Source organism: Pseudooceanicola nanhaiensis DSM 18065 (assembly GCF_000688295.1).
Taxonomy (GTDB): Bacteria; Pseudomonadota; Alphaproteobacteria; order Rhodobacterales; family Rhodobacteraceae; genus Pseudooceanicola; species Pseudooceanicola nanhaiensis.
On record NZ_JHZF01000011.1, the window covers coordinates 513125 to 535424 of the forward strand.

Genomic DNA, 22300 nt, shown 5'->3' on the forward strand with positions numbered 1-22300 from the left:
GGTCCCGTTGACCCCTTATGTGCCCCGCGCGGAGGCCACGTCAACCGATGCCCCCGCGTCGTCTCGGGCCTCGGCCGTGTGGGTGAGCTCCGGCACGTCCGCCGCGCCCGCCGATCCGCGGCCCGAGAGCGAGGGGTTTTCCATGAAGAACCGGTGGCAGCTGAACGGGGTTCCGGTCTCGGGCCGGGTGGCGCGCAGGAAGCGGCCGTCGGGCTGCATCACCCAGCTCTGCGCCACGTCGGCGAGGTTCGCCGCCATGATCTGCTGGACGATCTGCGCCTTGACCGTGGGGTTGTCGATCCGGACCAGCGTCTCGACCCGGCGGTTGAGGTTGCGGCTCATCCAGTCGGCCGACGAGATGAAGACCTTCGCCGCGTCATGCGGCAGCTCGTGGCCGTTGCCGAAACAGACGATGCGCGAATGTTCCAGGAACCGGCCGACGATGGATTTCACCCGGATGTTCTCGGACAGCCCGGCGATTCCCGGCCGCAGCCCGCAGATGCCGCGGATCACGAGGTCGATCTTCACCCCCGCGCGGCTGGCGGCATAGAGCGCGTCGATGATGCTGGGTTCGATGAGCGAATTCATCTTGGCCCAGATCCGCGCGGGCCGGCCGGCGCGGGCATGATCGGCCTCGGCCCCGATCATCTCGATCAGGTCCGCCTTCATCCAGTGCGGCGAGATCGTCAGCTTCTCGAGACCCTCCGGCAGGGCATAGCCCGAGAGGTAGTTGAACACCTTCGTCGCGTCGCGGCCGAGCGCCGGATCGCAGGTGAAGAAACTGAGGTCGGTGTAGATCCGCGCCGTGATCGGGTGGTAGTTGCCGGTGCCGTAATGCGTGTAGGTGACCAGCTGCTTTCCCTCGCGCCGCACGACGGTCGAGATCTTGGCGTGGGTCTTCCAGTCGACGAAGCCGTAGACGACGTGGGCGCCCGAGCGTTCGAGCCTGCGGGACTGGCGGATATTGGCGGCCTCGTCGAACCGCGCTTTCAGCTCGACCAGCGCGGTCACGGATTTCCCGTCCTCGGCCGCCTCGCAGAGCGCCTCCACGATGGGCGAATTCTTCGACGTCCGGTAGAGCGTCTGCTTGATCGCCACCACGTCCGGGTCGCGCGCCGCCTGCTGGAGGAAGCGGACCACCATGTCGAAGGTCTCGTAGGGGTGGTGCAGCAGCATGTCCTTCTGCCGGATCGCCGCGAACATGTCGCCCTCGTGGTCGAGGACGCGTTCCGGCACGCGCGGGTTGAACGACGGCCAGAGCAGATCCGGGCGGTCGTCCAGCACCAGTTCGGAGAGGTGCGAGATGCCGATGATGCCGTCGACCTCGATCACCTCCTCGTCCTGCACGTGCAGCTCGCGCTCGATGATCCGGCGCAGCGCCTCGGGCGCGCCGGCCGAGATCTTGAGCCGCACGACCTCGCCCCTGCGGCGGCGCTTCAGGGCGGTCTCGAATTCGCGCACGAGGTCCTCGGCCTCTTCCTCGACCTCGAGGTCGCTGTCGCGCAGCACCCGGAAGGTGCAGGTGCCGAGCGCGCGGTAGCCGGGGAAGAGCCGGTCGATATGCACCAGCAGCAGTTCTTCCAGCGGCAGGAAGCGGTGCTCTCCGGCGCCCGAGGGCAGGGGGACGAAGCGGTCGATCTGGTGCGGGATCGGCAGCAGCGCCTGCAGGGTGCGCCGGTCGCGTTTCCGCTCGAGCATCAGGGCGAGCGAGAAGCCGAGGTTCGGGATGAAGGGAAAGGGGTGCGCCGGGTCGATGGCGAGCGGCGAGAGCACCGGGAAGACGTTGCTGAGGAAGACCTCGCCCAGGTGATCGCGGTCGGCCTGGGTCAGGTCCTCGCGGGTGAGGATCGAGATCCCGGCCTCCTGCATCTCGGCCCGCAGCGCGCGGAACACGATCTGCTGGCGCTTCATGAGCGCCCGGGCGTCGTCGTTGATCAGGACGAGCTGCTGCGCCGGGGTCATGCCGTCCACGGCGGGGGTGGTGTTGCCCTCCTTGGCGAGCTCGCGCAGGCCCGCGACCCGGACGGTGTAGAACTCGTCGAGGTTGGTGGCGCTGATCGACAGGAACCGGAGCCGCTCCAGAAGCGGCACCTCGGTGTTCTCGGCCTCTTCCAGCACACGCCAGTTGAAGCCGAGCCAGCTCATTTCGCGGTTGAAGAATCGCGCCGGACCCTCGGGGTCGAGGTCGGGCATGGTGTGTGCGGCGTCGGGGCCGCTCGTCAGGAAGTCTGCCTCGGTCATGCCGGTCTTCTTGCCGCTAAGTGCAAAGGTTTCGTGACGGGAGTTCATGTCCCGGACCTTATCCTCACCCGGCGTCCTGTTCCAGTTGATCGCAGGCCCGTCCCGCCAACCTGCGGGTGACATCCCGCTTCTCGCTGAGCGACAAGGCGTCGATGGCGGCGACGATCCTCTGGGCATCGGCGAAGGAGCGGTCCATCCGGCGCAGCAGGTAGGGGATCACGTCGCCATGCGGCACGATCTGGCGGTCGGCGAAGAGCTTGGCCAGCACCACCGCGAGCAGGCGGTCGTCGGGCAGGTCGATCGACACGCTGGTGGTGCCCTGCATCCGGCTGGCGAGGTCCGGCAGGTGCAGGCCCCAGTGCTGGGGGGCGGTGTTGGCCGTCAGCAGAAGCGACTGGCCCTCGGCGAGCAGGTGGTTGTGCAGGTGGAAGAGCGCGTGTTCGGCCGCTTCGTTGCCCGCGATCTCCTGCGCGTCCTCGATCACCACGGGTCCGGCGGCGAGGGCGGGGATGTTCTCCTGCGGCAGAAGGTAGGCCGGGATCAGCCGCGCCCGCGACCGGGTCGCCCAGACATGGGCCAGGTGGGTCTTGCCCGACCCGGTGGGCCCGATGATCAGCAGCTTGCGGTTCGGCCAGTCCGGCCAGCTCTCGACCAGCGCGAGCGCCACGGCATTGGGCTCGGCGACGAAAAAGTCGTCGCGCCCGAGCGCCGGTCTGGCGGGCAGGTCGAAATTCAGTTGCCGCGGCATGTCAGGGCGCGTCCTGCTCCGCGCGCAGCTCGGCGGGCATGGTGGTCGGCTCGATCATGTCGGCATCCGGCGCACCGCCCAGGTAGAGCGCGCTTTCCTTGTAGCGCGCGATCAGGAACCGCATGATCACCCCGATCGACGCGGCGACCGGCACCGCGATCAGCATGCCCACGAAGCCGAAGAGCGCCGCGAAGGCGGAGATGGCGAAGAGCAGCCAGACCGGGTGGAGGCGCACGGAGTCGCCGACCAGCTTGGGCGTGACGATGTTGCCCTCGATCACCTGGCCCGCGAAGAAGATCGCGGCGACGATGCCGATGCTCACCCAGTCGCCCCAGAACTGGAACAGGGCAAGGCCGATGGCGAGGATGCCGCCCAGAAGGGCCCCGACATAGGGGATGAAGGTCAGGATGCCCGCCACGGCGCCCACGAAGAGCCCGAAGTTGAGCCCCGCCAGCATCAGCGCCACGGCGTAATAGGTGCCGAGGATCAGGCAGACCGTGCCCATGCCGCGGACGAAGCCTGCCATGGTCAGGTCGATCTCGCGGGCCAGCTTGCGGATCGTGGGGGCGAAGTCGCGGGGCAGCATGTCGTCGATCTTGCCGATCATGTTGTCCCAGTCGTAAAGCAGGTAGAACGACACCACCGGCACGATGATGAACAGCATGAAGACGTTGATCAGCGAGGCGGCCGAGGCCATCGCGGTCTGCAGCAGTTCCGGCCCCTTGGATTGCAGCGTCTCGCCCACGCCGTTGAGCGAGCGGCGCACGGCCGAGCCCTCGTCGAGCAGGTCGGGGAAGCGCTCGGTCAGGAAGTCCTGCAGGCGGCGCAGCACGTCGGGCACGATGTTGAAGAACTCGATCGCCTGCTGCACCAGCGTCGGCAGGATCAGCAGCGCGATCAGCACGAAGATCAGCACGGCCGAGATGGTGATCACCGCCGTGGCCGCGGCCCGGCTCAGCCCCATCCGTTGCAGCTTGTCCGCCACCGGGTCGAGGAAATAGGCCACCGCGGCGCCGATCACGAAGGGCAGGATCACGTCGCCCAGCCACCACAGCAGCAGGAAAAGGATCGCCGCAGCGATGCCCCAGTACTTCAGTTGGTCCCGGATTGTCGGGGTCATTCGGTTTCCTGTCCTGTTGCGTCTATCTCACCGCGGGGACGCGCAAATGCAACCCCGGATTGGTCCCGCGACCCGGCACACGGCAGGGCGGGAGCGGCGCGCGGGCGGCCGCGAGCCGCTTGTGGGAGTGCCGAAAATCGCCTAGGGGAACGGAACCCGAAGCCAGGAGTCTCCGCCTCATGCGTCTGTCCCGCTACTTCCTTCCCGTTCTCAAGGAAACGCCCTCCGAGGCGCAGATCGTCAGCCACCGGCTGATGCTCCGGGCCGGGATGATCAAGCAGGCCTCGGCGGGGATCTATTCCTGGCTGCCGCTCGGCTACAAGGTGCTGCGCAACATCGAGCGGATCGTGCACGAGGAGCAGGTCCGCGCCGGGCACATCCCGCTGCTGATGCCGACGCTGCAATCGGCCGATCTGTGGAAGGAATCCGGCCGCTACGACGCCTACGGGCCCGAGATGCTGCGGATCCGCGACCGCCACGACCGCGACATGCTCTACGGGCCGACCAACGAGGAGATGATCACCGACATCTTCCGCAGCCACGTGTCGAGCTACAAGGACCTGCCGCTGACGCTCTACCACATCCAGTGGAAGTTCCGCGACGAGGTCCGCCCCCGGTTCGGCGTGATGCGCGGCCGCGAGTTCCTGATGAAGGACGGCTACACCTTCGACCTGACGAAGGAAGACGCGCTGCATGCCTACAACCGCCACCTGGTGAGCTACCTGCGCACCTACGAGCGGATGGGCCTGCAGGCGATCCCGATGCGCGCCGACTCCGGCCCGATCGGCGGCGACGACACGCACGAGTTCCTCGTGCTGGCCGAGACCGGCGAGAGCGAGGTCTTCTACGACAGCGAGATCACCGGGCTGAAGTTCGGCGACCGCGAGATCGATTACGACAATGTCGAGCAGTGCCGGTCCGTGCTCGAGGAATTCACCTCGCGCTATGCCCGCACCGACGAGACCCATGACGAGGCGCTCTTCAACGAGATCCCCGAGGACCGCCGCCGGGTGGCGCGCGGCATCGAGGTCGGGCAGATCTTCTATTTCGGCACCAAGTATTCCGAGCCCATGGGCGCGACGGTGCAGGGGCCGGACGGCAAGCCGGTGCCGGTGCACATGGGCTCGCACGGGATCGGCGTCTCGCGCCTGCTCGGGGCGATCATCGAGGCGAGCCACGACGACCGCGGCATCATCTGGCCCGAGGGCGTGACGCCCTTCCACGTGGGCATCGTGAACCTCAAGTCGGGCGATCCCGAGGCCGATGCCGCCTGCGCGGCGCTGCACGAGAGCTTCACGGCGCTCGGGCTCGACCCGCTCTACGACGACACGTCAGAGCGGGCGGGGGCGAAATTCGCGACGATGGACCTGATCGGCCTGCCCTGGCGGATCACCGTCGGGCCGCGCGGGCTGAAGAACGGCGTGGTGGAGTTGACCTCGCGCCGGACCGGCGAGAGCGAGGAGATGCCGCCCGAGCAGGCCGTGGCGCGGATCGCCGAGATCTACCAGGACGTCTGATCCAGCGGAGCGCCGCGCCCTGGCGCGGCGCACGACATGCTTTCGGTTTCGGGGGCGCTGCCCCCCTTGGCGGCCGCTGGCCGCCAATTCCCCCCGGGATATTTCCGGCAAGAGGAAGAGGGTGGGGACAGGGGCGGCCTCTGGCGGCGAGACGGGGCGCGCGCGCGCGCGCCCCTGGCGTGACCCGTCACGCCGCGCTCCGGCGGTCCTTCAGGCGGCTCTACGGGATGTCCTGTCGGCCGTCGGTCGGGAGCGCCTTCGTGGCTTGCCCCGGCCCGGAGCGCGGAGCGTTCAGCCTTCGATCTGCATGATCATCTCGACGCGCGTGCCGTGCCGTCCACCTTCGAATTCGGCCGAGACGAAGGCGTCCACGATCTCGAGCGCGAGACCTTCGCCGATCACCCGGGCGCCGAGGGCGAGCATGTTCGCGTCGTTGTGCTGCCGGATCATCCGGGCCGAGAAGCTGTCCGAGCAGACGCCGCAGCGGATGCCCTTCACCTTGTTGGCGGCCATCATGATGCCCTGTCCGGTGCCGCAGAGCACGATCCCGAGGCGGCAATCGCCCGAGGCGACCAGGCGCGCGGCGGCTTCGCCGTGCCTGGGATAATGGGTGCTCTCGGGGGTGGTCGGGCCGATGTCGACCGGCTCCCAGCCCTGCGCGGAGAGGTGGGCGGCCACGGCCTGCCGCATCTCGATGGCGGCGTGGTCGCTGGAAAGGGCGATACGTTTGCTGGCGGTCATGTCGCTGTCCCGTGTGAAGCGCGCCGCGGAGGATGGGGCGGCGCGGGAGGATCGGAATGGGCGCCTCTTACAGCCTCGGGGCGCCGGAGGACAGGGGGCCGTCGTGACGGAAAGGTCGGGCCGGGGGGCGATCCCCCGGGGCCATGAAGGGCCCGTGGGGAGCGGGGTTCAGTCCGTGCCGGCGCCGGTGCCCTCGTCGGCGGGGGCCGGAGGGGCGTTCCCGGCAGGCGCGTCGGTCGTTTCGGCGCCCTCGGCCGGGGGCTCCGTTCCCTCGGCGCCTTCCGCGGGCGCCTCTGGCGTCGCATCGGACGTGTCGGGGGCGGCCTCGGCGGGCGCCGTGTCGTCGGAGAGCGCGCCGTTCTGCCATGTCCCGCTGCGCTCCTCGCCGCTGGCGTAGGTCATCGTGCCTTCGCCCTGGCGGCGGCCGTCCTTGAACTGGCCCTCGTAGACGTCGCCATTGGCATAGGTGGCCTTGCCGGCGCCCGAGATCTCTCCGGCCTGCCACTGGCCTTCGTACCTGAAGCCGTCGGCCATGGTGATCGTGCCGGTGCCGTGGCGCTGGCCGTCCTTGAACTCGCCCTCGTAGACGGTGCCGTCGGGGTAGGTCGCCTTGCCGGTGCCGTCGCGCTGGCCCGCGACCCAGTCGCCCTCGTAACGGTAGCCGTCGGGGTAGGTCATGACCCCCTTGCCGTGGTTCTTCGCGTCCTTGAACTCGCCTTCGTAGACCAGCCCGTTGGGATAGGTGGCCACGCCCGCGCCGTCGATCACGCCGGCCTTCCACGCACCCTCGTAGGTCGCGCCGTCGGGATAGGTGATCTTGCCCGTCCCGTCGGCGAGATCGTTGCGGAACTGGCCCTCGTAGACCGAGCCGTCGGGATAGACCACGCGGCCGTCGCCCTCGATCCGGCCGGCGATCCAGTTGCCGCTGTAGGTGTAGCCGTCCGAGCCGGTGAAGGTGCCCTCGCCGTGGCGCTGGTCGTCCTTGAACTGGCCGTCATAGACATCGCCGTTGGCATAGGTGACCTTGCCGCGCCCCTCGCGGCGGCCCGAGACCAGCTCGCCCTCGTAGACGTCGCCGTTGGGCTGGGTGAGCGTGCCGGTGCCGTTGATCTGGCCGTCCTTCCAGGTGCCCTCGTAGATCAGCCCGTCGGGCATCGTCAGCTTGCCCTGGCCCTCGCGCGCGCCGCGCAGGATCTCGCCCTCGTAGACCGCGCCGTCGGGATAGGTGATGGTGCCGAGCCCTTCCTTGACGCCATTCACCCAGTCGCCGTCGTAGACATAGCCGCCGGGGCTCTCCATCCGGCCGCGGCCGTGATGCATCGCGTTGCGGAACCCGCCCTCGTAGCGCACGCCGTTGGCGTAATTGGCCACGCCCTGGCCCATGATCTTGCCGTCTTCCCACTCGCCCTCGTAGGTGCCGCCGTCGGAAAAGACGATCTTGCCGATCCCGCTCGGCTTGCCCTTGGCGAATTCGCCCTCGTAGACCGAGCCGTTCGGGAAGCGCGCGACGCCGGTGCCGAGGATCTCGCCCTCGACCCAGTCGCCGGTGTATTCGTAGCCGTTCGGCAGCCGGTAGGTCCCGGTGCCGTGCTGAAGCCCGTCCTTGAAGGTGCCCTCGTAGACCCCGCCATCGTCGTATTGCTTGGTCCGGACGTCGCCCTCCTGCGCCCAGAGCGGCGCGGCGAAGGTCAGCCCGAGCGCCGCGGCCCGCGCTCCCGTTGCGACGGATTTGGTGAACCTGTTTGCCATGGGGCCCCCTCGAATTGCTCGTGTGCCGGCCGGTGGCGGTGGCTCCAGCCCTGACGGTGCGCAGAAACTAGTGGAGGGCGCAGGGGCTGACAACGCCTTTCGGGCAAATCACCTTTTCCTCGCGGCGAGGTGAAGCTAAGCATGCCGAAACCGAGAGGAAGGGCACACATGGCCGACAGGTTCCGGATCACGCTGGCTCAACTGAACCCCGTGGTGGGCGATATCGAGGGCAACGCCGCCAAGGCGCGCGAGGTGCTGGAGGCCGGTCGCGCGGCCGGCGCCGACCTCGTCGCCTTCACCGAGATGTTCATCACCGGCTACAACACCCAGGACCTGGTCGAGAAGCCCGCCTTCCACCAGGCGGCGATCGCCGCGATCGAGGCGCTGGCCGAGGAACATGCCGACGGGCCCGCCTTCGTCATCGGCGGTCCGTGGATCGAGGGGGCGAGCCTCTACAACGCCTATCATTTCTGCCGGGGCGGAAAGGTCGTGCACCGCTCGCTCAAGCACAACCTGCCGAACGAGACGGTGTTCGACGAGGTGCGGGTCTTCGACAGCGGTCCCCTGGGCGGGCCCTATGCGGTCGGGAACACCCGCGTGGGATCCCCGGTCTGCGAGGATGCCTGGCACCCGGAGGTCGCCGAGACGCTGGAGGAATCCGGGGCGGAGTTCCTGCTGGTGCCGAACGGCTCGCCCTATTACCGCGGCAAGATGGACACCCGCTTCAACCACATGGTGGCGCGGGTGGTCGAGACCGGGCTGCCGCTGATCTACCTCAACATGGTGGGCGGACAGGACGACCAGGTCTTCGACGGCGGCTCCTTCGGGCTGAACCCCGGCGGCGAGATGGCCTTCCACATGCCGGTCTTCGATGCCTGCGTGGAGCATGTCGACCTGGAGCGCGGGGAGACCGGCTGGCGCATCTGTCCGGGCGAACGGGCGCATATGCCCGACGATTGGGAGCAGGATTACCGGGCCATGGTCCAGAGCCTGCGCGACTATTGCGGCAAGACGGGCTTCGGGAAGGTCCTGCTGGGGCTGTCGGGCGGGATCGACAGCGCGATCGTGGCGACCATCGCGGCGGATGCGCTCGGGCCGGAGAACGTGCGCTGCGTGATGCTGCCCTCGGAATACACCTCGGAGCATTCGCTGGAGGATGCCAGGGCCGTGGCGGAGGCGCTCGGCTGCCGCTACGATTTCGTTCCGATCAGCGCCGGCCGGCAGGCGATCACCGAGACGCTGGCGCCGCTCTTCGAGGGGACGAAACCCGATGTCACCGAGGAGAACATCCAGTCGCGCCTGCGCGGGCTTCTGCTGATGGCGCTCTCGAACAAGTTCGGGGAAATGCTGCTGACCACCGGCAACAAGTCCGAGGTCGCGGTCGGCTATGCCACGATCTACGGCGACATGGCGGGGGGCTACAACCCGATCAAGGACCTCTACAAGACCCGCGTCTTCGAGCAGTGCCGCTGGCGCAACGCCAATCACCGTGACTGGATGATGGGGCCCGAGGGTGAGGTGATCCCCGACCGGGTGATCTCGAAACCGCCTTCGGCCGAGCTCAGGGCGGACCAGAAGGACAGCGACTCGCTGCCCGATTACCCGGTGCTGGACGCGATCCTGAACATCCTCGTGGACCTCGACGGCTCGGTGGCGGATTGCGTCGCCGCCGGGTTCTCGCGCGAGGATGCGAAACGGGTCGAGCACCTGCTCTTCATCAGCGAATACAAGCGCTTCCAGTCGGCGCCGGGCACGCGGCTGACCAAGCGGGCCTTCTGGCTCGACCGGCGCTATCCGATCGTCAACCGCTGGCGCGACAACGGGTAGCCGGGCGCGGGCGCCCGGCCCGGGGAAGGGGGGCCGTCTGCCCCCCTCTTGGCCTGCGGCCAATTCACCCCCCGAGGATACATTGACCAGAGGAAAGCGGGGACGGTCCAATCCCCTGGGCTCCGCCCGTTCGGCGCCGCAGGGGTCCAGTGGACGCCTGCCTCATGGCACCTCACCGCCCCGAGGTTACTTCCGGCAAGTGGAAGGGGGGAGGGTCCCCGGGGGACGTGTCATTCCCACCAGGGGTCGATGGCGGCGATGTCGGCGTCGGACCAGCCGAAATGGTGGGCGAATTCGTGGATCACGACATGGGCGACGAGGTCGTCGAGCTCCACGTCGCCGCGCTCGCGCCATTCGGCCAGGATGGGTTCGCGGAAGAGCCAGACCGTGTCGGGCGGGCCGCCGAAGGCGAAGACGGATTTCTCGGTCATCGGCACGCCGTCGTAGAGGCCGGTGAGTTCCAGCGGGTCCTCCATCCCGAGATCGGCCAGCATGTCCGCCGCGGGCCAGTCGGCGATGCGCAGCAGGACCGCCCTGGCGGGCTCGGCGAAGGGCGGGGGCAGGGCGGCGATGGTGGCGAGCGCCACCCGTTCGAAACGGTCGAGGGAGAGATCCTGGGACATGGGCCCGATATGGCGTGGCGTCAGGCCGGACGGAAGGGCGGAATGCGACACGCGCGTCGAAAACGGGCGGGCGGGCGCCGGGACGTGGCCCTATGCGGCGCCATTTGCAGCTCCCGAGGACCCCGCCGATGCTCACCCTCCATGTCGTGCCCGACGCCTTCTCCGCCGAGGAATGCGACCGGATCATCCGCCTTGCCGCCGCCCAGCCTGCCGCCGAGGCGCGGCTCGTGGGGCAGCGCGATCACGACATGCGGCGCGCGGATCTCGTCTGGCTCGACGACATCCCCGGCACGGGCTGGGTGATGGACCGGCTGATCGACGTGGTGGCCGAGGCCAACCGGCAGGTGTTCGATTTCGCCCTGACCGAATTCGCCGAGAGCCCGCAGGTCGCCCGCTACGGCGCGGAGCGTCAGGGGCATTTCGACTGGCATTCCGATATCGGCGAGGGGGCGCTGGCGGGCCGGCGCAAGCTGACGCTGGTGGTGCAGCTCTCGGCATCGGAGGCCTACGAGGGCGGGTCGCTCGAGGTGATGCCGGCGGCGCACCGCCTCACCGCGCCGCGCGCATTGGGGACGGCGGCGCTCTTCCCGGCCTTCGCGCTGCACCGGGTGACGCCGGTCACGGCGGGGGCCCGCGCCTCGCTGACCGTCTGGGCGCATGGGCCCGCGTTCCGCTGAGCCCCTGCATGTCCGCACGGGGCATGTGATCTGGCGCAGATGGGACGCGGGGAACCTCCGGCGTAGGCACGAATTGAACTTCGCAAAAGGAGGCTTCCAATGAGCAAACCGAAGATCACGATCGCGTTCTACACCATGACCGGGACCAACCATCAGATCGCCGAGGAGGCCAGGCGCGCCGCCGAGGCCGCGGGCGCCGAGGTCCGCTTCCGCCGCTTCGCCGAGACCGCCCCGCAGGAGGTCATCGACGGCCAGGAGCAGTGGAAGGCGCAGCTCGAGAAGATGCAGGACATCCCCGAGATCTCGCATGACGACATGGAGTGGGCCGAGGGGTATTTCTTCTCCTTCCCGACCCGCTACGGCAATGCGCCGGGCCAGGTCCGTGCCTTCATCGACACGCTCGGGCCGCTCTGGCAGCAGGGCAAGCTGGCCGACAAGACGGCGACCGCCACCACATCGGCGATGAACACCCATGGCGGGCAGGAGAGCACGCTGCTGGGCTTCTACACCACGCTGATGCACTGGGGCGCCATCCTCGTGACGCCGGGCTATACCGACGAGGCGCTCTATGCCGCGGGCGGCAACCCCTACGGCTATTCCGCCAAGGCGGGCGAGTTCGACGATGCGGGCCGCACCGCTGTCGCGCACCAGGCGAAGCGGCTCGTGACATTCACGGAGAAACTGGTCGGGTAACCGCCCGCCGGTGACCGGCCGGGGTGGCCCATCGGGCCGCCCCCGGGGCCTCCGGACCGTGCCGCCCGTTGCGGATCCGCGGTCCGGGGGCCCTATGCATGCGGGGTGCGCTTGCCTATAACCGGGCGCAACGACCCAACGGAGTCCCCGTCCATGTCCGGAGAGCTGTCCCCCATCGACAAGGCCAAGTTCGTGGCCGCCAAGCGCGCCGTCGACTTCGTCGAGGACGGGATGCGCGTGGGGCTCGGCACCGGATCGACCGCCGCCTGGATGGTGCGCTGCCTGGGCGAGCTGGTGCGCGAGGACGGGCTGCGGATCAAGGGCGTGCCGACCTCGTCCCGCACCGCCGAGCTGGCGCGGGATTGCGGGATCACCGTCGTCAGCCTCGACGAGGCGAGGTGGCTCGACCTGACGATCGACGGGGCGGACGAGTTCGACCAGGACCTCAACCTGATCAAGGGCGGTGGCGGTGCGCTTCTGCAGGAGAAGATCGTCGCGACCGCCTCGGACCAGATGATCGTCATCGCGGATGTCGGCAAGGAGGTCGAGCATCTGGGCCATTTCCCCCTGCCGCTCGAGGTCATCCCCTTCGGCTGGCAGACCACCCAGGCGCTGGCCGAGGAGATGCTGATCTCGATGGATGTCCTGGGGCGGCAGAGTTCGCTCCGGATGAACGGCGCGGCGCCCTATGTGACGGACGAGGGCAATTACATCCTCGATCTGCACCTCAACCGGATCGGCAATGCGCGGCAGCTCGCGATGGTGCTGAACCAGATCCCCGGGGTGGTCGAGAACGGGCTCTTCATCGACATCTGCGACAAGGTCGTCGTGGGCTTCGGCGACGGCCGGGTCGAGGTGCGCGACATCAACGACGGCTCGATCGAGGAGGGTCGGCTGGATTTCCTCGAGGACGACAACCTCTTCCGCGATCTCGGGGAGTAGGGGCCGGGGCGCGCGCGCGCGCGGCCGGGCCGAAGCCCGGCCCGCGCCGGTGTCCGGTGTCCGGAGGGCGGTCCCCGGGGCGCAGGGCAGTGCCGGGGGCCCAGACTCACTGTTAGTTGCAGTGCCCCCGCCTCGCGCGACGGCTCGACTTGGATCTCGGTAACTGCCGAAAACCAGAGGCCAGTTCAAACAGCGGCCGTGGCAGGGGGCCCAGACCCACTGTTAGTTGCAGTGCCCCCGCCTCGCGCGACGGCTCGACTTGGATCTCGGTAACTGCTGAAAACCAGAGGCCAGTTCAAACAGCGGCCGTGGCGGGGGCGCTGCCCCCGTCGGGCCGGAGGCCCGACTCCCCCGGAGTATTTCCGGAAAGATGAAGCGAGCGGGCGGCTGGCGGCCGCCTACCGGCGACACCTGTCGAAGCCGCGGTAGCCCACGGTCGGGCCGTTCTCCAGCGCGAACACCAGCTCCGCGTTGCTCCGCCAGTCGGGATCGGGGAGATCCCGCAGCCTCAGGCTGACGCCGGGTGCGGAGAACTGGCCGTCCTCCTGCGCCTCGAGCGCGATGAGAACGCCGTTCAGCTTCATCGCCGCCGCGCCGCCTTCGGCGATCCAGAGGATGGGGTCGGCCGCGGCCGTGCGGGCGAAACCGCATTCCGGAGTGATGATCCGGCCTGCCTCGTCGCGGGTCAGCGGAGCCGGGTCGAGCTCTCCCAGCAGGGTCGTGTTCAACGCGTCCTCCACCGTGCCGGGCCGGGCGGCGGGATCCTCGTAGATCTCCGAGGCCGGTCCGTTCTCATCGATGTCCGCGATGAGATAGCGCATCTCGGCGATCTCCTTCTGCTGGGCGCCGATGATCGCATCGGCGAGCTTGCGCACCCGCGGGTCCTCGATCCCCGCGCGCTCCGAGGTCATCACGGCGATGGAATGGTGCGGGATCATCGCGCGCATGTAGCTCGGGCCCGAAACCGTGATCTGGCTGCGCACCAGCCAGAGCGCGACACCGGCGATCACGATTGCGCCAGCGAGAATGGCGAGGTTCGCACCCTTGTTCGGGTACATGGCGAACATGAAGGCCATCATGACGAAAGCCATCGTGCCGCCCATGAGCAGCGCCATCCAGGCGCGGGTTTCGCTGTAGAACACGTGCTCGAAAGCATATGTGTTGAGATACATGAGCCCGAACATCACGACGGTGGAGGTGGCGATCATCAGGGCGAAGCGGGTGTATGTCATAGATCTGCTCCCATGTCTGAGGCGCTGTAGCTGCTCAACGGCCTTCCCGCGCTGGAAGGTTCCCCCCTTCCGGGCCCTTCGCCGCCGGACCAGCGCGCTCTGGCATTCCAGCACCGGCTGTGGTCTATGGACCGGGACTTGAAAAGAGGCGGTTCATGAGCGACTTCGACTACGATCTCTTCGTCATCGGCGGCGGCTCCGGCGGGGTCCGGGCGGCCCGCGTGGCGGCCGGCGAGGCGGGCGCGAAGGTGGCGCTGGCCGAGCAGGACCGTTACGGCGGCACCTGCGTCATCCGGGGCTGCGTGCCGAAGAAGCTCATGGTCTTCGCCAGCGAATACCCCGCCATGGTGGCGGACGCGCGCGCCTATGGGTGGGACCTGAACGATCCCGCCTTCGACTGGGACGCCTTCCGCGGCAAGCTCGAGGCCGAGCTCGACCGGCTCGAGAACATCTACCGCAACCTGCTGAAGAATTCCGGCGTGACCGCCTACGACGCGCGGGCGCGGCTGAAGGATGCCCACACGGTCGAGCTCTCGACCGGCGAGACCTTCACCGCCAAGCACATCCTGGTCGCCACCGGCGGCCGGCCGGTGCCCGCCGACATTCCGGGCGCGGAACTGGCGATCTCGTCCAACGAGGTCTTCCACCTCAAGACGCTGCCGAAGCGCATCCTCGTCGTCGGCGGCGGCTATATCGCCTGCGAATTCGCCTGCATCTTCAACGGCCTCGGCTCCGAAGTGACGCAGTTCTACCGCGGTGCGCAGATCCTGCGCGGCTTCGACGGAGAGGCGCGCGGGCTGGTCGCCGACGAGATGCAGCAGAAGGGGATCACGATCCACTGCGGGACCAACATCCTCGAGATGGCACGCGACGGGGACGGCATCCGGGTGAAGGCCTCGAACGGCACCGAGGCGGTCTTCGACCAGGTGCTCTTCGCCATCGGGCGCGATCCGAACAGCCGCGACATGGGGCTCGAGGATCTGGGTGTGGAACTGGGCCGCCGCGGCGAGATCGTGGTGGACCGCTACAGCCAGACCGCCGTGCCCTCGATCTATGCCATCGGCGACGTGACGGACCGGGTGAACCTGACGCCGGTCGCGATCCGCGAGGGCATGGCCTTCGTCGAGACCGTCTTCAAGGGCAACCCGACGCCGGTCGATCACGAGCTGATCCCCTCGGCCATCTTCACGCAGCCGGAATTCGGCACCGTGGGCCTCTCGGAGGAGGCCGCGCGCGAGCAGGAGCCGATCGAGGTCTATTCGACCTCGTTCAAGCCGATGCAGCAGGCCTTTGCCGGCCGGGCCGACCGGGTGCTGATGAAACTCGTGGTCAGCCAGGCGAGCCGGAAGGTGCTGGGCTGCCATATCGTCGCACCGCAGGCCGGAGAAATGATCCAGCTGGCGGGAATCGCTGTAAAGATGGGTGCGACCAAGGAAGATTTCGACCGGACCGTGGCGGTGCACCCCACCATGGCGGAAGAGCTCGTGACCATGCGACAGCCGGTGCGAAAGGCTTGAATTCGATGCCTTCCCGGCACAGCTAGGGAGGCAAGGGACACCTTATTGAGGTCAAGGGAAGGAACAAGATGGCTGGACATTCCGGCGGACCCTGGGGCGGAGGCGGCGGTGGCAACCGCGGCGGCGACGATCAGGGGAACAACGGCGGGCAGCGGCCCGGCAACGGTGGCAGGCGCCCAGGCGAGGGGGGACAGATCCCCGATATCGACGAACTCGTCCGCAAGGGGCAGGACCAGCTCCGCGTGCTGATGGGCGGCCGTGGCGGCCCGCGCAAACCGGATGACGGCAATGGCGCCGGCCCCGGCGGGCCCTTCATCACCCGTGGCACGCTGATCATCGCGGGGCTGGTTGCCGTGGCCCTGTGGCTCTTTGCCAGCTTCTACACGGTGCGGCCCGAGGAACGCTCGGTCGAGCTCTTCCTGGGCGATTACTATTCGACCGGCGACCCCGGTCTGAACTTCGCTCCATGGCCGCTGGTGACCGCCGAGGTCATCCCGGTGACGCGCGAACAGACCGAGGATATCGGTGTCGCGGGCCGCGGCGACGAGGCCGGGCTGATGCTGACCGGCGACGAGAACATCGTCGACATCGACTTCCAGGTCGTCTGGAACATCTCGGACCCGGCGCAGTATCTCTTCAACCTGCGCGATCCGCGGATGACGATCCGCGCCGTGTCGGAATCGGCCATGCGCGAGATCATCGCGCAATCCGAGCTGGCGCCGATCCTCAACCGGGACCGGGGCGCCATCGCCGGGCGTCTGCAGGACATGATCCAGTCGACGCTCGACAGCTACGACAGCGGGCTCAACGTGGTCCGGGTGACCTTCGACAAGGCCGACCCGCCCGCCGAGGTGATCGACGCCTTCCGCGAGGTGCAGGCGGCCGAGCAGGAGCGCGAACGCCTGACCAACCAGGCCGACGCCTATGCCAACCGCGTCCTTGCCGGCGCCCGCGGTGAAGCCGCGCAGGTGCTCGAAGAGGCCGAGGGCTACCGCGCCCGCGTGGTCAACGAGGCCGAGGGCGACGCGAGCCGCTTCTCGGCGATCCTCGAGGAATACGCCAAGGCCCCCGAGGTGACGCGCAAGCGTCTCTACATCGAGACGATGGAGCGGGTGCTGGGCGATGTCGACAAGGTCATCCTCGAAGACACGGCGGGCGGACAGGGCGTCGTGCCGTACCTCCCGCTCAACGAATTGAACCGTTCCCGCCAGACCGAGGAGACCCAGTGATGCGCAAGGGTACCGCACTCATCATCGTCCTGGTCGCGGCGTTCCTGCTGTTCGTGTCCTCGATCTTCATCGTGGACGAACGCGAGAAGGCGCTGGTCCTGCAGTTCGGCCGGGTCGTCTCGGTCAAGGAAGACCCGGGCCTCGCCTTCAAGATCCCGCTGGTGCAGGAGGTCGTGCGCTACGACGACCGCATCCTGTCGCGCGACACCGACCCGCTCGAGGTCACGCCGCTCGATGACCGCCGGCTCGTGGTGGACGCCTTCGCGCGCTACCGCATCACCGACGTGAAGCAGTTCCGTCAGGCGGTCGGCGTCGGCGGCATCACCGCGGCGGAAAGCCGGCTCGACTCGATCCTGCGCTCGCAGATCCGGGAAGTGCTGGGCTCCGTCAGTTCCAACGACATCCTGTCCTCGGACCGGGCGGCGCTGATGCAGCGCATCCGGAACGGCGCGGTGACCGAGGCACGCAACCTCGGGCTCGAGATCATCGACGTCCGGCTGAAGCGCACCGACCTCCCGCGGGAGAACCTCGATGCCACCTTCGCCCGGATGCGGGCGGAGCGTGAACGCGAGGCGGCGGACGAGATCGCCCGGGGCAACGAGGCCGCGCAGCGGATCCGCGCGCAGGCCGACCGGACCCAGGTGGAAATCGTCTCGGACGCGAACCGCCAGGCCGAGATCGTCCGCGGTCAGGCCGACGCGCGCCGGAACTCGGTCTACGCCAACGCCTATGGCGCGGATTCGGAGTTCTTCGAGTTCTACCGTTCGCTCAGCGCCTATGAACGCGCGCTGAAGGGCGAGAATTCGACGATGGTGATCTCGCCCAACGGGGAGTTCTTCAACTACCTGCGCAGCTCGAACCCGGAGATCGCGGCCGAGGTCGCAGCGACCGGATCGGCCGACGTGCCGCAGAGCGGCGCAGGCGAGGGGCAGGGCGATCAGGGGGCGGCAGCCGTCGCGGAGGAGAGCTCCGACGCGGCGACGCAGGCGCCCGGCTCCGAGGCGGAGACCTCGGCCGAGGAGAGCACCCCGGCCGACGAGGGCGCCGGCGTCGGGCCCGCGACGGACGAGGCTGCGGCGGATGACACCGCGCCCGCGGGGGAGGACACCCCCGCCGCCGCGACCGCCGCGGAGGAAGAGACCACCGCGCCGGCAGCGAGCGAATGATCGAAACGGCATTCCTGGCCCTCGGGCTGGTGCTGATCGTGGAGGGGCTGGCGTACGCGCTGGCCCCTTCGCTTGTGGAGCAGCTGCTCGAGGCGCTCAGGGCGATGCCAGTGGAGGCGCGGCGGACCCTCGGTCTGGGGGCGCTGGCCATCGGTTTCGTCTTCGTCTGGATCGCCAAGACCATGGGGGCCTGAGCGATGTCTGTCGCCACGGGACTTTCACGAGCAGTTGAGACCGCGCGACGGGCTTTGAGTTGCGGTCCATCGGGTCTACATTGCATCTAACGGGCGAGGGCGCCCGGCGCGCCCGCCACACTTGACCGCCGGAACCGGCATGAAGCCGCGGCCGGCAGAGCAAACCAAAGAGGAGAACGGGTGTGACACAACTGGCTTATGCCACCCAACCCCGGGACCGCGACACGCAGGGCCAATGGACCCTGCGGGGCCTCGTCCTCGGCGTGATGATGACGCTGATGGCCGTCGGCCAGCAGGCCGTCGCGCAGGACCGGCCGTCGAGCTTCGCGGACCTGGCAGAGAAATTCAGCCCCGCCGTGGTGAACATCACCACGTCCACCACCGTCGCCGGCAACGCCGGCGTGAACCCCATCGTTCCCGAGGGCTCTCCCTTCGAGGATTTCTTCCGTGAATTCCGTGACCGGAACGGCGAGAGCGACCGTCCGCGCCGTTCTTCCGCACTGGGCTCCGGCTTCGTCATCTCGGAAGACGGCTACGTGGTGACCAACAACCACGTCATCGAATCCGCCGACGAGATCACCGTCGAGTTCTTCAACGGCACCGAACTGGACGCCGAAGTCGTCGGGACCGACCCGAAGACCGACATCGCGCTGCTGAAGGTCACGGCCGAGGGTCCGCTGCCCTACGTGTCGTTCGGCGACAGCGACGTGGCCCGCGTTGGCGACTGGGTGCTCGCCATGGGCAACCCGCTGGGCCAGGGCTTCTCGGTCTCCGCGGGCATCGTCTCGGCCCGGAACCGGGCGCTCTCGGGCACCTATGACGATTACATCCAGACCGACGCCGCCATCAACCGCGGCAACTCGGGCGGGCCGCTCTTCAACCTCGACGGCGAGGTGATCGGCGTGAACACCGCGATCCTGTCGCCCAATGGCGGCTCGATCGGGATCGGCTTCTCGATGGCCGCGAACGTGGTGTCGAAGGTCGTCGACCAGCTGAAGGAATTCGGCGAGACCCGCCGCGGCTGGCTGGGCGTCCGCATCCAGGACGTGACCCCCGACATGGCCGAGGCCATGGGGCTCGACGAGGCGCGCGGCGCGCTCGTCACCGACGTGCCGGAAGGCCCGGCGATGGAAGCCGGCATGCAGGCCGGCGACGTCATCGTCACCTTCGACGGCCGCGATGTCGAGGACACCCGCGGCCTGGTCCGCCAGGTCGGCAACACCGCGGTCGGCAAGGCCGTGGACGTGGTGGTGCTGCGCGACGGCGAAGAGACCGACCTCTCGGTGACGCTCGGCCGCCGCGAACAGGCCGAGAACCCGGTCCCCGCCGCCCAGCCGGGTGCCGAGGACGGCGAGGCGCCGGCGGAGAAGGAGCTCATGGGCCTCACCGTGAGCCCGGTCACTCCGGAGCTGATCGAGCAGCTGGAACTCGGCGAGAATGCCGAGGGGCTGGTCGTCGTGGACGTGGACGAGATGTCCGACGCCTACGAGAAGGGCCTGCGGGCGGGCGACCTCATCACCGAGGCCGGCCAGCAGAAGGTGGCGAGCCTCGGCGAGCTCGAGGAGCGGATCGCCGCGGCGCAGGATGCGGGCCGCAAGTCGATCCTGCTGCTCGTCCGCCGTGCCGGGGACCCGCGCTTCGTCGCGCTGCCGGTCGAGGAGACGGAAGAGGAGTGATCCTCTCCGCAGCCGACCGATCCGAACGGGCGCCCTTCGCGGCGCCCGTTTCCTTTCGGGCGGTGCCAGGCGGCGCGCGGGCCGGGGGCCCGCGCACAGGATGCCTTGCGGCACGGGGTGCCGCGGGTCAGAGGGGCGCTGCCCCTCTCTTGGCCTTCGGCCAATTCACACCCCGGGATACGGGAACCAGGGGAAGGGGGCGGCTCAGCCCGCGACGGGCACGGTCTCGGGCGTGGCCGAGGCCCCGGGGACATCGACGACCGCGAGGCCCAGCTTGCGGGCGGCGGCGAGCGACAGGGTGCCGCTGTCGAGCCCCTCGGGCTTCTGGTAGGCGCGGATCGCGGTCCGCGTGGGGCCGTCGATCGTGCCGGTGATCGCGCCGCGGTAGAGGCCGCGGGCCGCCAGCGCGCGCTGGAGCGATGAGATGAACTCGGCCGTCATCTCGGGCTGGCAGGGGGTGCGGAACCAGACCTCGCGCCGTTCCTGCACGATGCGCTGGCTGGTCTCGGTCCGGTAGCTGGAACTGCCGTCGGGGCCGGGGACCGCGGCCTGCTCGGTCACCGTCTCGATCACCGCGGGCGTGGCGTCGCGGCCCCAGCAGGTGCCCGGCGCCGCGCCCGGGGGCGCGGCCGCGCGGATCTGCGTGACCTCGGGCCCGATGGCGAGCGGGGTCAGCGTCTCGCCCCCGCAGGCGGCGAGCGCCAGCGTCATGAGCGGGGCCCGGAGGGGCAGGGGGATGCGGGGCATGATCGGCTCGTGGACTGCTCGCGCGGGTTGGCCCGCCTCGTTGGTCCGCAGTCTAGCCGGTTTCGCCGTAGCGGGGAACCCGTGCCGCGTCGCCGCCCTTGCCGTGGCAGAGCTTGTCGACCCCGAGGGCGGGCAGGCTGTCGAGCATGGCCGAGATATCCTCGATCCGTTCGGCGACCACGTGGGTCACGCCGCTGTCGCGCTGCACCCGGCCCGTCACCCGCAGCATCCGCCCCGAGATCACCGCGCGCCGGAACGCGTCGTAGAGCTTGCGCCAGACGATGATGTTGACGATCCCGGTCTCGTCCTCGAGCGTGAGGAAGATCACCCCCTTCGCCGTGCCGGGGCGCTGGCGCAGGATCACGATCCCCGCCACCGTCACCCGGGCATTGGCGGGCGGCAGCTGGAGCAGGGCGGCGGGGATGGCCGAGGGCGGTTTCGGCCAGGGGCGGTCGGCGGGTCTCATGAGAACGAATATAGAACATGACGCAACGCTCACAAGCCCTTGTCCCGGACAGATGCAAAAGGGGCTGGAACGGGCGGTGACGCGAAGCTAGACCGAACCGGAGCAGCAAGGGGAGCGAGATGGCGAAGATCACCTATATCGAGCACAACGGCACCGAGCACGTCGTCGAGGTCGCCAACGGCATGACCGTGATGGAGGGCGCGCGGGACAACGGCATTCCCGGCATCGAGGCCGATTGCGGCGGTGCCTGCGCCTGCTCCACCTGCCATGTCTATGTCGATCCGGCCTGGACCGACAAGCTGCCCGAGAAGGGCGACATGGAAGAGGACATGCTGGATTTCGCCTTCGAGCCCGATCCCGCCCGGTCCCGGCTGACCTGCCAGCTGAAGGTGACAGACGCGCTCGACGGGCTGGTCGTGCAGATGCCCGAGCGGCAGATCTGATGCGGCTGGCGGCGGCGCTCCTCGCGGCGCTGCTGCCGGTGGCAGGCTGGGCGGCGGAGGGACGGGTGGTGGCCGCCCGGTTCGGCGAGCCCACGACGCGCTACGACCACGGGGTCCTCGGGGATGCCGTGGAATGGGGGGCGTTGACGATCACCCTGCAGAGTGCCGCGGGGACCTCCGAGCATACCATCCGCCTGCCCGAGAACCGCGTCTTCGAGGATGTGGCGCCGCGGCTCGTCGATCTGGACCGCGACGGCAGCCCGGAAGTGGTGGTGGTGGAGACCGACCTGAACCGCGGCGCGCGTCTCTCGGCCTGGCAGCCGGGCGCGGAGGCGCCCCTCGTGGCGACCCCCTACATCGGGCAGAGGCACCGCTGGCTGGCGCCGCTCGGGGGCGCGGACCTCGACGGGGACGGGTTCGTCGAGCTGGCCTATGTCGACCGGCCGCACCTCGCGAAGGTGCTCCGGGTCTGGCGCTACCGGGAGGGCGCCTTCCGGGAGGTCGCCGCGGCCGAGGGGCTGACGAACCACCGGATCGGCTGGGACCACATCCCGGGCGGCATCCGGGAGTGCGGGCAGGGGCCCGAGATGATCACCGCGGATCGGGACTGGGGCCGGGTGATGGCCTCGCGCCTGACCGGCGGGCGGATCGAGACGCGGGCGCTCGGGGGGTATTCCGCCGAGGCCATGGCAAGCGCGATGGCCTGCCGGTAGCGGCGGCGCGGGACGCAACCTGACACGCCGGGTGCCGGG

Annotated in this window: 21 protein-coding genes; 12 read left to right on the top strand and 9 right to left on the bottom strand. The window is 69.0% G+C overall.

Going from position 1 to position 22300, the window contains the following annotated elements; genetic code table 11:
• Positions 1-15 precede the first annotated feature (15 nt).
• The 3 genes from Q344_RS22985 to Q344_RS22990 form a co-directional block, all read right to left on the bottom strand.
• Positions 16-2241, bottom strand: a complete 2226-nt coding sequence (locus tag Q344_RS22985) for an RNA degradosome polyphosphate kinase (protein ID WP_051630238.1) — start codon at positions 2239-2241, stop codon at positions 16-18.
• Positions 2242-2305: 64 nt separating this feature from the next.
• The gene (locus Q344_RS0103400; protein WP_028285432.1) at positions 2306-2989 is read right to left on the bottom strand and encodes a P-loop NTPase family protein; all 684 of its coding nucleotides are present in this window, start codon (positions 2987-2989) and stop codon (positions 2306-2308) included.
• A gap of 1 nt (position 2990) precedes the next feature.
• On the bottom strand, positions 2991-4109 hold the full coding sequence (locus tag Q344_RS22990) for an AI-2E family transporter (protein WP_051630240.1): 1119 nt from the start codon (positions 4107-4109) through the stop codon (positions 2991-2993).
• A gap of 179 nt (positions 4110-4288) precedes the next feature.
• Between Q344_RS22990 and proS the strand changes: the two genes are divergently transcribed.
• Complete coding sequence (gene proS, locus Q344_RS0103410) at positions 4289-5626, top strand: proline--tRNA ligase (protein ID WP_028285433.1); 1338 nt, start codon at positions 4289-4291, stop codon at positions 5624-5626.
• Between the two features lie 291 nt (positions 5627-5917).
• Here the strand turns inward: proS and rpiB are convergent, their stop codons facing one another.
• Both rpiB and Q344_RS0103420 read right to left on the bottom strand, forming a co-directional pair.
• Positions 5918-6367, bottom strand: a complete 450-nt coding sequence (rpiB, locus tag Q344_RS0103415) for a ribose 5-phosphate isomerase B (RefSeq protein WP_028285434.1) — start codon at positions 6365-6367, stop codon at positions 5918-5920.
• A 168-nt stretch (positions 6368-6535) separates the two neighbouring features.
• Positions 6536-8116, bottom strand: coding sequence for an MORN repeat-containing protein (locus Q344_RS0103420; RefSeq protein WP_084178283.1), 1581 nt, complete (start codon positions 8114-8116; stop codon positions 6536-6538).
• Positions 8117-8284: 168 nt separating this feature from the next.
• Between Q344_RS0103420 and Q344_RS0103425 the strand changes: the two genes are divergently transcribed.
• Positions 8285-9943 (top strand): NAD+ synthase, encoded by a 1659-nt coding sequence (locus Q344_RS0103425; RefSeq protein WP_028285436.1) that lies wholly within the window; start codon positions 8285-8287, stop codon positions 9941-9943.
• 230 nt (positions 9944-10173) lie between these two features.
• Here the strand turns inward: Q344_RS0103425 and Q344_RS0103430 are convergent, their stop codons facing one another.
• On the bottom strand, positions 10174-10566 hold the full coding sequence (locus Q344_RS0103430) for a metallopeptidase family protein (protein WP_028285437.1): 393 nt from the start codon (positions 10564-10566) through the stop codon (positions 10174-10176).
• A gap of 128 nt (positions 10567-10694) precedes the next feature.
• On the opposite strand from Q344_RS0103430, the gene Q344_RS0103435 reads away from it, so the two are divergent.
• The 3 genes from Q344_RS0103435 to rpiA all read left to right on the top strand — a co-directional run bounded on the left by Q344_RS0103435 (position 10695) and on the right by rpiA (position 12878).
• Positions 10695-11243 (top strand): 2OG-Fe(II) oxygenase, encoded by a 549-nt coding sequence (locus Q344_RS0103435; RefSeq protein WP_028285438.1) that lies wholly within the window; start codon positions 10695-10697, stop codon positions 11241-11243.
• Between the two features lie 99 nt (positions 11244-11342).
• Positions 11343-11936, top strand: a complete 594-nt coding sequence (locus Q344_RS0103440) for an NAD(P)H-dependent oxidoreductase (protein ID WP_028285439.1) — start codon at positions 11343-11345, stop codon at positions 11934-11936.
• Between the two features lie 153 nt (positions 11937-12089).
• Positions 12090-12878, top strand: a complete 789-nt coding sequence (gene rpiA / locus Q344_RS0103445) for a ribose-5-phosphate isomerase RpiA (protein ID WP_028285440.1) — start codon at positions 12090-12092, stop codon at positions 12876-12878.
• Between the two features lie 398 nt (positions 12879-13276).
• Here rpiA and Q344_RS0103450 read toward each other — a convergent pair whose 3' ends face one another.
• Positions 13277-14110, bottom strand: a complete 834-nt coding sequence (locus Q344_RS0103450) for a DUF305 domain-containing protein (protein ID WP_028285441.1) — start codon at positions 14108-14110, stop codon at positions 13277-13279.
• Positions 14111-14265: 155 nt separating this feature from the next.
• On the opposite strand from Q344_RS0103450, the gene gor reads away from it, so the two are divergent.
• The 5 genes from gor (at position 14266) to Q344_RS0103475 (ending at position 19892) form a co-directional block, all read left to right on the top strand.
• On the top strand, positions 14266-15627 hold the full coding sequence (gene gor, locus Q344_RS0103455; RefSeq protein WP_028285442.1) for a glutathione-disulfide reductase: 1362 nt from the start codon (positions 14266-14268) through the stop codon (positions 15625-15627).
• A 68-nt stretch (positions 15628-15695) separates the two neighbouring features.
• A complete protein-coding gene (gene hflK, locus Q344_RS0103460; protein WP_028285443.1) occupies positions 15696-16856 on the top strand; it encodes an FtsH protease activity modulator HflK in 1161 nt (386 codons plus the stop codon).
• Entirely contained in the window at positions 16856-18022 is a 1167-nt protein-coding gene (gene hflC, locus Q344_RS23000) for a protease modulator HflC (protein ID WP_084178284.1), read from the top strand. Before hflK ends, hflC begins: the two co-directional genes overlap by 1 nt.
• A complete protein-coding gene (locus Q344_RS0103470) occupies positions 18019-18216 on the top strand; it encodes a DUF2065 domain-containing protein (RefSeq protein ID WP_028285444.1) in 198 nt (65 codons plus the stop codon). The genes hflC and Q344_RS0103470 overlap by 4 nt, the downstream gene beginning before the upstream one ends.
• Positions 18217-18482: 266 nt before the next feature.
• A complete protein-coding gene (locus Q344_RS0103475; RefSeq protein WP_084178358.1) occupies positions 18483-19892 on the top strand; it encodes a DegQ family serine endoprotease in 1410 nt (469 codons plus the stop codon).
• A 204-nt stretch (positions 19893-20096) separates the two neighbouring features.
• Here the strand turns inward: Q344_RS0103475 and Q344_RS23005 are convergent, their stop codons facing one another.
• Entirely contained in the window at positions 20097-20639 is a 543-nt protein-coding gene (locus tag Q344_RS23005; RefSeq protein ID WP_051630242.1) for a peptidoglycan-binding domain-containing protein, read from the bottom strand.
• A gap of 52 nt (positions 20640-20691) precedes the next feature.
• Positions 20692-21105 (bottom strand): OB-fold nucleic acid binding domain-containing protein, encoded by a 414-nt coding sequence (locus tag Q344_RS23010; RefSeq protein ID WP_051630245.1) that lies wholly within the window; start codon positions 21103-21105, stop codon positions 20692-20694.
• 119 nt (positions 21106-21224) lie between these two features.
• On the opposite strand from Q344_RS23010, the gene Q344_RS0103490 reads away from it, so the two are divergent.
• On the top strand, positions 21225-21548 hold the full coding sequence (locus Q344_RS0103490) for a 2Fe-2S iron-sulfur cluster-binding protein (RefSeq protein ID WP_028285446.1): 324 nt from the start codon (positions 21225-21227) through the stop codon (positions 21546-21548).
• Positions 21548-22261 carry an FG-GAP repeat domain-containing protein gene (locus tag Q344_RS0103495; RefSeq protein WP_028285447.1) on the top strand — a complete coding sequence of 238 codons (714 nt, stop codon included), beginning with the start codon at positions 21548-21550 and terminating at the stop codon, positions 22259-22261. The genes Q344_RS0103490 and Q344_RS0103495 overlap by 1 nt, the downstream gene beginning before the upstream one ends.
• The last annotated feature ends 39 nt before the right edge of the window (positions 22262-22300 follow it).

What these genes read in the sequence shown, in the direction of transcription:
- Q344_RS23005 (WP_051630242.1), bottom strand. Translation starts at nt 20,639, where the DNA reads ATGCCCCGCATCCCCCTGCCCCTCCGGGCCCCGCTCATGACGCTGGCG.
- Q344_RS0103495 (WP_028285447.1), top strand. Translation starts at nt 21,548, where the DNA reads ATGCGGCTGGCGGCGGCGCTCCTCGCGGCGCTGCTGCCGGTGGCAGGC.
- Q344_RS0103475 (WP_084178358.1), top strand. Translation starts at nt 18,483, where the DNA reads ATGATGACGCTGATGGCCGTCGGCCAGCAGGCCGTCGCGCAGGACCGG.
- Q344_RS0103470 (WP_028285444.1), top strand. Translation starts at nt 18,019, where the DNA reads ATGATCGAAACGGCATTCCTGGCCCTCGGGCTGGTGCTGATCGTGGAG.
- Q344_RS0103435 (WP_028285438.1), top strand. Translation starts at nt 10,695, where the DNA reads ATGCTCACCCTCCATGTCGTGCCCGACGCCTTCTCCGCCGAGGAATGC.
- Q344_RS0103450 (WP_028285441.1), bottom strand. Translation starts at nt 14,110, where the DNA reads ATGACATACACCCGCTTCGCCCTGATGATCGCCACCTCCACCGTCGTG.
- Q344_RS22985 (WP_051630238.1), bottom strand. Translation starts at nt 2,241, where the DNA reads ATGACCGAGGCAGACTTCCTGACGAGCGGCCCCGACGCCGCACACACC.
- Q344_RS0103440 (WP_028285439.1), top strand. Translation starts at nt 11,343, where the DNA reads ATGAGCAAACCGAAGATCACGATCGCGTTCTACACCATGACCGGGACC.
- rpiB (WP_028285434.1), bottom strand. Translation starts at nt 6,367, where the DNA reads ATGACCGCCAGCAAACGTATCGCCCTTTCCAGCGACCACGCCGCCATC.
- Q344_RS0103430 (WP_028285437.1), bottom strand. Translation starts at nt 10,566, where the DNA reads ATGTCCCAGGATCTCTCCCTCGACCGTTTCGAACGGGTGGCGCTCGCC.
- proS (WP_028285433.1), top strand. Translation starts at nt 4,289, where the DNA reads ATGCGTCTGTCCCGCTACTTCCTTCCCGTTCTCAAGGAAACGCCCTCC.
- hflC (WP_084178284.1), top strand. Translation starts at nt 16,856, where the DNA reads ATGCGCAAGGGTACCGCACTCATCATCGTCCTGGTCGCGGCGTTCCTG.
- hflK (WP_028285443.1), top strand. Translation starts at nt 15,696, where the DNA reads ATGGCTGGACATTCCGGCGGACCCTGGGGCGGAGGCGGCGGTGGCAAC.
- rpiA (WP_028285440.1), top strand. Translation starts at nt 12,090, where the DNA reads ATGTCCGGAGAGCTGTCCCCCATCGACAAGGCCAAGTTCGTGGCCGCC.
- Q344_RS23010 (WP_051630245.1), bottom strand. Translation starts at nt 21,105, where the DNA reads ATGAGACCCGCCGACCGCCCCTGGCCGAAACCGCCCTCGGCCATCCCC.
- Q344_RS0103420 (WP_084178283.1), bottom strand. Translation starts at nt 8,116, where the DNA reads ATGGCAAACAGGTTCACCAAATCCGTCGCAACGGGAGCGCGGGCCGCG.
- Q344_RS0103400 (WP_028285432.1), bottom strand. Translation starts at nt 2,989, where the DNA reads ATGCCGCGGCAACTGAATTTCGACCTGCCCGCCAGACCGGCGCTCGGG.
- Q344_RS0103490 (WP_028285446.1), top strand. Translation starts at nt 21,225, where the DNA reads ATGGCGAAGATCACCTATATCGAGCACAACGGCACCGAGCACGTCGTC.
- Q344_RS0103425 (WP_028285436.1), top strand. Translation starts at nt 8,285, where the DNA reads ATGGCCGACAGGTTCCGGATCACGCTGGCTCAACTGAACCCCGTGGTG.
- gor (WP_028285442.1), top strand. Translation starts at nt 14,266, where the DNA reads ATGAGCGACTTCGACTACGATCTCTTCGTCATCGGCGGCGGCTCCGGC.
- Q344_RS22990 (WP_051630240.1), bottom strand. Translation starts at nt 4,109, where the DNA reads ATGACCCCGACAATCCGGGACCAACTGAAGTACTGGGGCATCGCTGCG.